The 9,372-nt window shown below is 59.4% G+C and carries 11 protein-coding genes and 1 pseudogene; all 12 read left to right on the top strand.

What is annotated here, in order from left to right; genetic code table 11:
- Nucleotides 1–393: pseudogene (locus ABHR76_RS08610) on the top strand (SIS domain-containing protein); the annotation flags it as partial.
- A gap of 46 nt (nt 394–439) precedes the next feature.
- Nucleotides 440–859 carry a PTS sugar transporter subunit IIA gene (locus ABHR76_RS08605; protein WP_035137739.1) on the top strand — a complete coding sequence of 140 codons (420 nt, stop codon included), beginning with the start codon at nt 440–442 and terminating at the stop codon, nt 857–859.
- A 57-nt stretch (nt 860–916) separates the two neighbouring features.
- Nucleotides 917–1,399 (top strand): PTS sugar transporter subunit IIB, encoded by a 483-nt coding sequence (locus ABHR76_RS08600; RefSeq protein ID WP_117630086.1) that lies wholly within the window; start codon nt 917–919, stop codon nt 1,397–1,399.
- Nucleotides 1,400–1,457: 58 nt separating this feature from the next.
- Nucleotides 1,458–2,231, top strand: a complete 774-nt coding sequence (locus tag ABHR76_RS08595; protein WP_138113431.1) for a PTS mannose/fructose/sorbose/N-acetylgalactosamine transporter subunit IIC — start codon at nt 1,458–1,460, stop codon at nt 2,229–2,231.
- A complete protein-coding gene (locus tag ABHR76_RS08590) occupies nt 2,212–3,045 on the top strand; it encodes a PTS system mannose/fructose/sorbose family transporter subunit IID (RefSeq protein WP_138113429.1) in 834 nt (277 codons plus the stop codon). The genes ABHR76_RS08595 and ABHR76_RS08590 overlap by 20 nt, the downstream gene beginning before the upstream one ends.
- A 91-nt stretch (nt 3,046–3,136) precedes the next feature.
- On the top strand, nt 3,137–4,351 hold the full coding sequence (locus ABHR76_RS08585; protein WP_175406083.1) for an MFS transporter: 1,215 nt from the start codon (nt 3,137–3,139) through the stop codon (nt 4,349–4,351).
- A 170-nt stretch (nt 4,352–4,521) separates the two neighbouring features.
- Nucleotides 4,522–5,583: an SIS domain-containing protein gene (locus ABHR76_RS08580; protein WP_346977368.1), complete on the top strand. Its 1,062-nt coding sequence runs from the start codon at nt 4,522–4,524 to the stop codon at nt 5,581–5,583.
- An 87-nt stretch (nt 5,584–5,670) separates the two neighbouring features.
- The gene (locus ABHR76_RS08575; protein WP_117743676.1) at nt 5,671–6,087 is read left to right on the top strand and encodes a PTS sugar transporter subunit IIA; all 417 of its coding nucleotides are present in this window, start codon (nt 5,671–5,673) and stop codon (nt 6,085–6,087) included.
- A 17-nt stretch (nt 6,088–6,104) separates the two neighbouring features.
- Nucleotides 6,105–6,575, top strand: a complete 471-nt coding sequence (locus ABHR76_RS08570; RefSeq protein WP_346977366.1) for a PTS sugar transporter subunit IIB — start codon at nt 6,105–6,107, stop codon at nt 6,573–6,575.
- An 8-nt stretch (nt 6,576–6,583) separates the two neighbouring features.
- Nucleotides 6,584–7,375: a PTS mannose/fructose/sorbose/N-acetylgalactosamine transporter subunit IIC gene (locus tag ABHR76_RS08565; protein WP_138113421.1), complete on the top strand. Its 792-nt coding sequence runs from the start codon at nt 6,584–6,586 to the stop codon at nt 7,373–7,375.
- Complete coding sequence (locus tag ABHR76_RS08560; RefSeq protein WP_117629983.1) at nt 7,365–8,201, top strand: PTS system mannose/fructose/sorbose family transporter subunit IID; 837 nt, start codon at nt 7,365–7,367, stop codon at nt 8,199–8,201. The genes ABHR76_RS08565 and ABHR76_RS08560 overlap by 11 nt, the downstream gene beginning before the upstream one ends.
- An 83-nt stretch (nt 8,202–8,284) precedes the next feature.
- Entirely contained in the window at nt 8,285–9,121 is an 837-nt protein-coding gene (locus ABHR76_RS08555) for a sugar phosphate isomerase/epimerase family protein (protein ID WP_138113419.1), read from the top strand.
- The last annotated feature ends 251 nt before the right edge of the window (nt 9,122–9,372 follow it).

Here is a 9,372-nt window from a genome sequence, read left to right as displayed (position 1 = left end):
CTGTGGGGCGAGACCATCCTGTTCTCGATGTGCATCCTGGAGGAGATGCAGTGGAAGCGCACCCGCTACATCACCTCGGCCGACTTCTTCCACGGCACCCTCGAGCTCGTGGAGCCCGGCGTCCCGGTCTTCCTGTTCATGGGCGAGGACGAGAACCGCAAGCTCGACGAGCGCGTCCGCGCCTTCCTGACCCGCGGCGTGACCGGCGACACCGACATCAACATCATCGACACCGCCGAGTTCGCGATCCCCGGCCTTGACGACGAGTTCCGCGTCATCGTGTCTCCGTGGATTCTGACGGTGCTCGTTACCGACCGCCTGGCTCGCTACTACGAGACGGTCACCAAGCACAACCTCAAGTATCGTCGCTACTATCACCAGTTCGACTACTAAAGAAAACGGGTGCGGGAACGTGCCGGGCTATTGAGAGGAACACAGAATGAGACAGTACATCATCGCCAGCCATGCGCACTTCGCTACCGGCATCAAGGAGAGCGTCGAGCTGCTCTCGGGCGCTCGCGACAACGTCCACGATCTTTCGATGTTCGTCGATGGCCGCATGGACGTGGCCGAGGAGGCCCAAAAACTGCTGGCAGGCATGTCTGCTGACGATGATGTCGTTGTCTGCACCGACCTCTTTGGCGGCAGCGTCAACAACGAGTTCACCAAGATCGTCCAGACGCGTCCCCGCACGTACCTCGTTACCAACATGAACCTTCCTCTCCTCATCCAGTTGCTGTTCTCTGACGAGTCGGCGCCGGTTGAGGAGACGATTCGCGCCATCGTCGCTGCGGACGATACGCGCGTGAAGTTTGTCAACGATCTTTTGGTCGATGACGACGAGGAAGAAGAGTTCTAATCCGCAGCACCTACTGACACGCCGTAAGACGGCACAAGACCTTTGGGGGGTCACATTATGATTCAGCTACTTCGCGTTGACCATCGCCTGCTTCATGGCCAGGTCGCAGTTTCCTGGGTTCAGGGCCTTGGCTCCAACTGCATCTTCTGCGTGGGCGATAAGGTCGCTAACGACCCGGTGTGGAAGACGACGCTCAAGATGGGCAAGCCTGCCGGCTGCAAGCTCGTCATCAAAGATATGGAGCATGCAATCGAAGCTATCAACTCGGGCGTGACCGACAAGTACAAGATGATCATCTGTGTCGCCACTATTGCTGAGGCAAAGCAGCTTGTTGAGGGCTGCCCGCAGATCAAGTCGGTCAACCTGGGCAACACCAAGCCAAAGGACGAGAAGCGTCCCGATGCTCGTCAGGTCTCTCGTCAGGTCTTCCTGACCGCGGCCGAGGAAGCCGATGTGCGCGAGATGCTGGATCGTGGCGTCGAGGTCGAGATTCGACCCCTGGCCGACGACCCCAAGGTCGACTGCGCCAGCGTGCTCTAGGCGTTCAATTTCGAAGAGTCTGAGCTCTTCGTAGTGTCCTATTAGGAAAGGGGGATATATGCTTACCCAAGCAATCCTCATCGGACTTATCGCCGCATTTGGTAAGTTCGACTGCCAGCTCGGTACGCTCTATGCGTTCCGCCCCATCGTCCTGTGCCCGCTCGTGGGCCTGGTGCTGGGGGACCTGCAGTCCGGCCTCGCGATCGGTGCGAGTCTGGAGCTGCTGTTCATGGGCTCGATCTCCATCGGCGCCTACGTGCCGCCTGATGAGACGATCGGCGGCGTGCTCGCCTGCGCCTTCGCTATCCAGCTGGGCCAGAGCACCGAGGCAGCCATCGCGCTCGCCATGCCCATCGCCACGCTGTGCCTTGCCATCAAGAACATCCTCAACGCCGCCCTGCCGATTCTGGTTGACCGCGCTGATGTCTTCTCCGGCCAGGGCAACCTTAAGGGTGTCTATGCGATGCACTTCCTGATCGGTTTGACCGGTATCATCATGGCGTTCCTGCTGTGCTCGCTGTCGTTCTATCTGGGTGCTGACGCCATCCAGGGCCTGCTCGACTTCATCCCGCCCTTTGTCCTTGCTGGCTTTGGCGTTGCCGCCAACTTCCTGCCTGCCATGGGCTTCGCCATGCTCGGCCGCCTGGTGCTCACCAAGCAGCTCGTGCCCTTCTACTTCCTGGGCTTCCTGCTGTGCTCCTACGCCAACGTGCCCGTCCTGGGCGTCGCCCTGATCGCCATCATCATCGGCATCGACAAGTTCGACCTGCTCGGCCTGGGCGGAGCCCAGCCCCAGCTCTCCGCGGAAGGGGATGAGGACGATGACTTCTAGTCCCGAGAACAAGATTACGCGCTCCGACCTCGTCAAGAGCGCCGTCAACGTCGGCGCCCTGGGCATGGAGTTCTCCTGGACCTACTACAAGCAGATGAACATCGCCTTCTGCCTGATGGTCGCCAACATGCTCAAGAAGATCTACGCCGGCCGCCCCGACGACTACGCCGAGGCCCTGCACCGCCACTGCGCGTTCTTCAACATCACCGTCCAGTTCGCCCCGTTCGTCGGCGGCATCGCGATGGCCATGGAGGAGAAGGTCGCCCGCGGCGAGATCGAGCCCGAGAGCGTCAACGACGTCAAGGCCGCCCTCATGGGCCCGCTGTCCGGCATCGGCGACTCCATCTTCCTGTCGACGCTGCGCGTGGTCGCCGCCGCGGTGGGCATCAGCCTGTGCCAGGCCGGCAACCCCTTCGGCCCCATCGCCTTCCTGCTCATCTACAACATCCCCGGCTTCGCGCTGCGCATCTGGGGCGCCGTCAAGGGCTACGAGCTGGGCGTGGGCTTCCTGGACGAGGCCCAGAGGACCGGCCTCATGCAGAAGATCATGACCTGCGTGGGCATCGTGGGCGTCATGGTCGTGGGCGCCATGTGCAAGGACATGTTCTGGGCCAGCATCCCGGTGGCCATCGGCTCGGGCGAGGACGCCCAGACCCTCCAGGACATCCTGGACGGCATCATGCCCGGCATGCTCGGCATGATAGCCTTCTGGCTGTACTACTGGCTGCTGTCCAAGAAGATCAGCCCCATGGTGCTGATCGTGGCCACCATGGTCGTGGGCATCATCGGCGCGTTCTTCGGCGTGCTGGCGTAAGGGCCCGGCTGCATAGATTTTCGTTGCAACCTGGAAAGGGGATGGAGCAGGCCTATGCCCTCCATCCCCTTTTTGTATAGAAGGAGTTCGTATGTTCGCGAAGGATCGCGAAGCAATGCGCCTGACGCCGGCAGAGGTCAGGCTGATTCTTATTGAGTCCCTGCAGTGGTGCGCCAACAACGCGGTCTACTTTTTGGGGCTTATCGGTGCGGCCACGTATGATCTGGCCGGCACGGCCTTTTTGGTTGCCGCCATTACGCTCGTGCGCAATCTTATGACGTCGGCGGGCAATATGGTGTCGGGTTCGGTCATCGATCGCTTTGGACCGCGCCGGACGTCATTTGTGACGTGCGTGATTACGGCTGTGCTATCGCTTGGCGTGGGGTTGGCGCCGCTGTCTGTCCCCGGGCTTGTGTTTGCCGCGTGCGTCTTGGGGCTTGCGGGCGGCTTTATCAACACCTGCACGCATGCGTTTCCGGGATACCTGGAGTCGACCACCGAGGGCCGTACCCGCGTGAACGGTCTCATGGTGTTCTACAGCAATATCGCCTATACCGCTGGCCCGCTGCTCGGCGGTGCCATCGTGAGCTGTTTTGCCACGCAATCGGTCTACCTGCTCATGGCGGGCATGATGGGTGTGGCGGCCGTGCTCTCCTTGGGCTGTCGCGAGTGCGTTGTTCCCGCAAAAGGGGAAAAGCCGAAGGGCGGTATTCTGGGCGGCATGGCCGAGGGTGCGCGACTTACGTTTCGCGACCACGACCTGCGCCTCATCTTTATCTCGGGCTTTTTGGGATTCTTTGCGTTTGGCGCGTTTGATTCGCTTGAGTCGTTGTTCTACCGTGATGTGCTCAACGTGGATATCGTCTGGCTGGGCTGGCTGTCCTCTGTCGTGGGCCTCACTTCCTCGGTGGGCGCGTTCATCCTGACCAAGCTTTCTGCTCGCCATGTCAACCTACGATTGCTGCTCGGCGCGCTCATGGCCGTGGGCATTGGGTCCATGGTGTACGTGGGCACAGATATGCTGGGGGTCGCGATTGTCGGTCAGGCGATTAACGGTCTGGCCTGGGGGTTCCTGGAGCCGCTGCAGATGATCTTGATTCAGGAGCGTGCCGACATCAAATACCTGGGGCGCATTACCGGCTTTGTGCGTTTTGGCCTGATGAGCGCCGGCGTGGTGCCGCTGCTGGCGGCTCCGTTTTTGGCGGAGGCTTTGGGCGTCCAGACGGTACTGTTTGGAGCATCGACCATTATTGCGCTGGTAGGAACGCTGTTCTTTGTCACACAAGGGAGACGCCGGGGGCGTTAGCTATACATCAAATTATAATTTGATACCACTCACCAGAGAATTTCGACCGTTCACCGAGGATTGGAACAGATTGAAAAGTGGTATTAAAAACACGTTGGGTGTATGTCTATAATTGGTATCGAAAAGAAACGCGATGTATAGATTCGCGTGCTGGACAGAAAGGAAAAGCCATGAAGGAAACCGAGAAGATCGAGATCATGCACTTTAGCCAGGAGGGCTACGTCGAGGACGGCAAGAACGTCTATGAGACCGGCAAGAAGATGACCGCGCTCGCCGACAAGGTCGCCGACGAGGGCTACGACGCCGTGTTCCTGATGGGCGTCGGCGGCACCTGGGACGAGCTCATGCAGCTCGAGTACCTCATGAACAAGTTCGGCGACCGCGACCTCGAGGTCTACCTGATCCACGCCGCCGAGTGGAACGTCATGGGCCACAAGCGCATGACCGAGAAGTCCGTCGTGCTCACCGCCTCCGAGTCCGGCACCACCCCCGAGGTCCTCGAGGCCGTCAAGAAGATGAAGGAAAAGGGCATTCGCGTCTACGCCATGACCAAGCCCGAGGGCCCCATCGGCCAGGCTGTCGGCGCCGAGAATTGCGTCAAGATGGCTTCCGATCATGGTAACGGCGGCTGCGAGATGGGCTACTACCTCGCCGACTGCTTCGGCCTGCGCCTGCTCAACCGCCGTGGCTGCTTCCCGCAGTTCGATAAGTTCATCGAGCAGACCAAGGACGTTTGGACCCACCTGGTCGACATCCGCAAGAGCTTCGAGCCGCGCGCCGAGGAGCTCGCCAAGAAGTACGCCCTGGCCCCCTACACCATGTTCATCGGCTCGGGCGCCCTGTGGGGCGAGACGATCCTGTTCTCGATGTGCATCCTGGAGGAGATGCAGTGGAAGCGCACCCGCTACATCACCTCGGCCGACTTCTTCCACGGCACCCTCGAGCTCGTGGAGCCCGGCGTCCCCGTGTTCCTGTTCATGGGCGAGGACGAGAACCGCAAGCTCGACGAGCGCGTCCGCGCCTTCCTCAACCGCGGCGTGACCGGCGACACCGACATCAACATCATCGACACCGCCGAGTTCGCGATCCCCGGCCTTGACGACGAGTTCCGCGTCATCGTGTCTCCGTGGATTCTCTCCTCGCTGATCACCGATCGCCTTGCCGCTTACTACGAGACGGTCACCAAGCACAACCTCAACTACCGTCGTTACTATCACCAGTTCGACTACTAATAGTTGACCACTCATTTAAGAAGCACCCTGCCCGGGCGCATGCGTCCGGGCATTTTTATGCCGAAATTCGCAAGGAAGGGGAATCGAATGAGGCAGTTTATCGTGGCGTCCCATGCTCATTTTGCGTCTGGAATCGTCGAGAGCATCGGCCTGCTTTCCGGCGAGCGCGAAAACGTCCATGCGCTCTCTATGTATGTCGACGGAAACGAGGACCTGACCAAGGAGGCCGCAGCGATTCTGGACGGCTTTGCCGCGGACGATGAGGTCGTCGTGTGCACCGACCTCTTTGGCGGCAGCGTCAACAACGAGTTCACCAAGATCGTCCAGACGCGTCCTAACACGCACCTCGTGACCAACATGAACCTGCCGCTCCTTATTCAGCTGCTGTTCGTGCCCGAATCCACCCCGATCGATGAGGCCATTCGCCAGATCGTCGAGGCGGACGACACCAAGGTCAAGTACGTCAACGACCTGCTGGGGCAGGCCGAACTCGATGAGTTTTAACCACTAGGGAGCACATCATGATTCAGATGATTCGCGTGGACTATCGACTGCTTCACGGCCAGGTTGCCGTTAGCTGGACCTCGGCTCTGGGTGCCGACTGCATCTTGTTGGTGAGCGACACGGTCCTCAATGACAAGCTTCGTCTGCAGGCCCTGTCCCTTGCAAAGCCGGAGGGCTGCAAGGTCGTTGTCAAAAACATCGAGGATGCCGTCAAGGCGCTCCAGAGCGGAGTGACCGACAAGTACAAGCTCTTCGTGGTTTGCGAGACGATCCAGCAGGCCGGTGCCGTCGCCAAGGCGATGGGAGTCAAGAAGATCAACCTCGGCAACGTTGCCTTTAGCGAGAATGCCCGCCAGGTCTCGACGAGCGTGTTCCTTACGCCCGAAAACGAGGCATACGTCAAAGAGCTGCTCGGCGAGGGCTATGAACTGTTCATTCAGATGATTCCGGCAGATGCGAAGACTGACGCCGCGAAGGTTATCGGTTAGGGGCTGTCATGGTTATCAAGACAATCCTGATTTTCCTGATTGCCCTTTTGGGCTATTCCGAGTGGCTGACGGGCACGAGCTACCTCCAGCGCCCGATCGTGCTCGGACCTCTGGTTGGCCTTGTCATGGGCGACATGGTGACCGGTACGATCATGGGCGCCACGATGGAGCTTGCCATGGTCGGCGCCATCTCGGTCGGCGCCTATAACCCGCCCGATACGATTTCCGGCACTATCCTGGGCGTATCTCTTGCCATGCAGGCCGGCGCGGACGCTTCGGCGGCCCTGACCCTGGGCATTCCCATCGCAACGATCGTCCTGGCGCTCGATACTGCCCTGGGCCAGCCGGTGATGCTGCTGCTGGTGCACCGTATCGACAAAAACGTCGAGGACGGAGACACCAAGGCCATCACGCGCAACATGCTCATCGCCGGCTACGCGCAGAGCTGGTGCGGCCTGCTGATTATTCCCCTGGCATTCTTCTTTGGCGCCGATGCTGTTGCCAGCCTGCTCAACATCATCCCCGATTTCGTTCAGACCGGTATGGATGTCGCCGCCGCCTTCTTGCCCGCACTCGGTTTTGCAATGCTGGCTCAGATGATTATGAACAAGACGGTGGCGCCGTTCTTCTTCGCTGGCTTCTTCCTCGTCGCCTACTTTGGCATTAGCACGACGGGCGTGGCGATCTTTGCCGCGATCATCGTCGTCGCGATGACGGTTTTGGGTGACAAGAAAAAGGCGGAGCAGCCCGCAGTGGCAACCGATGATCCTGCGATTGGGAGTGGGTTCGATGAGTTTTAAGTTTGAGTCTTCTTACGACGGGCTGATTTCCCGCGCAGACCTTAAGAAGCTGTTCTGGCGCTCGATTCCCTATGAGCATTCCTGGAACTACGAGCGTATGGGCCATATCGGCTTTATGTGGGCCCTTATGCCGATCCTTCGCAAGCTGTATCCGCAGGATGCGGACTTTAAGGCCGCCCTCAAGCGCCATATGGAGCTCTATAACGTCACGCCGTACATCTCGACGCTCCCCATGTCCATCGCCGCTGCAATGGAGGAGGTCAACGCTACTGACGATAGCTTTGACACGAGCGCGATCTCTAATGTCAAGCTTGCTTTGATGGGGCCGCTGTCCGGCGTGGGCGATGCCTTCTACTGGGGCACGCTGCGAATTTTGGCAACGGGTGTCGGCACGTCGCTGGCGCTACAGGGCTCTATTCTTGGCCCGATTTTGTTCCTGCTCGTGTTCAATGTCCCTCACTACATCATCCGTTACCTGCTGACGTTTGTGGGGTATCGCTTTGGCTCGGACATGATCAGCAAGGTCCAGGAATCGGGCATTATGGACACGATCGTCAAGATGGCCTCTATCATGGGCGCCATGGTGATCGGCGCTATGACCATGGAGATGGTCACCGTGGACATTCCGCTCATGGTCGGTGCGGGCGATGGTGCTCAGACGCTGGCCGAGCTGCTCAACGGAATCTTCCCGGGCTTTGTCACGATGGGGCTGTTTGGAATCGTCTATCTCATGCTCAAAAAGAAGATGAATCCGCTGGTCATCATGCTCGTGATCCTGCTCGTGAGTATCGCTGGCGCGTTCTTTGGAGTGCTTGGTGTCCAGTAGAGTATCCGTCATAATGAGAACAATGTAAGAGGGGGCGTCGCGCACACTGTGCTGCGGCGCCCTTTTGCCGAAAGGTGGACAAGATGGAGTATCCGCAGCTTGCCGTTATGAATATCAGCCATCGCTACTTTGATCTTGAGGAGTTCTTTTCTTCGGCGTCGGCTTCGGGCTACACGTGTTGCGAGCTTTGGACCGGGGCGATGCATCTGTATGTCGATTGCCATGGATACGATTCGCTCGAGCGGGTACGGGAGCTGTCGCAGCGGTATGGGGTTCGGATTGTGGGACTTTGTCCCGAACAGAACAACCCCAAGCCGTGGAATATCGCGGCGCGCGGGAATGAGGCGCGTGCCCGCACGCTCGCGTACTTTAAGAACGTTGTAGATATCGCGGCGGAACTTGGAGCCGAGCAGGTCATGGTCTCGAGCGGCTGGGCATTTTTGAACGAGCCGATCGGGGACGCGTGGGGTCGCAGCGCCTCGATGCTGCGTGCGATTGCCGAGCATGCGGGAGAGTGCGGTGTGCGACTGGTGCTCGAGGCCCTACAGCCGGTTGAGTCGATGATCGTGAACTCGGCGGCCGATACGAAGCGCATGATCGAGGCAGTTGATCATCCGGCACTTAAGGCGTGTCTGGATTTGGGCGCTATGGCGGTGGCAGGGGATACCATCGACGATTATTTCGATCTGCTTGGCGATGATGTCGCCCACGTGCATTTTGTCGATGTTGCGGCAGATGGCACGACGCATCTTGCCTGGGGTGACGGCGACCGCGATATGCGCGCCGACCTGGATAGGCTGGTGGCGCGCGGCTATCGCGGAGTTGTTTCGGCCGAGACCTATGACTGGCGCTATTTTGCCGACCCCGCAGCTGCCGATGCGCAGGTAATGGCAGAGTATCGTCGTGCGATTGGCGTCTAGGTGGGGTTGGGTTGCGACAATCCGCTCCTATGTTTCCAAATGAATACGGTGTGAGCCGAGGAGGACGATTCTCCCCGCAAACACTCTAGTATGCTAAAGTACCCAGAAAACCGGCGGAGCTATGCCGGTCTTCTGTTCCATACGAAACACAGCATGAGGAGGCTCACCAGATGACGGCCACACCGTGGGGATTCCGGGACATATTGCCCGAGGAGGCTCAGGCGCGCGAGGAGATTGCGCTGACGGTGAAG

It is taken from the genome of Collinsella aerofaciens, from assembly GCF_039752985.1.
Classification (GTDB): Bacteria; Actinomycetota; Coriobacteriia; order Coriobacteriales; family Coriobacteriaceae; genus Collinsella; species Collinsella aerofaciens_BT.
The sequence above is the reverse complement of the archived record's forward strand: the minus strand, read 5'-3'. Positions and strand labels throughout refer to the sequence as shown.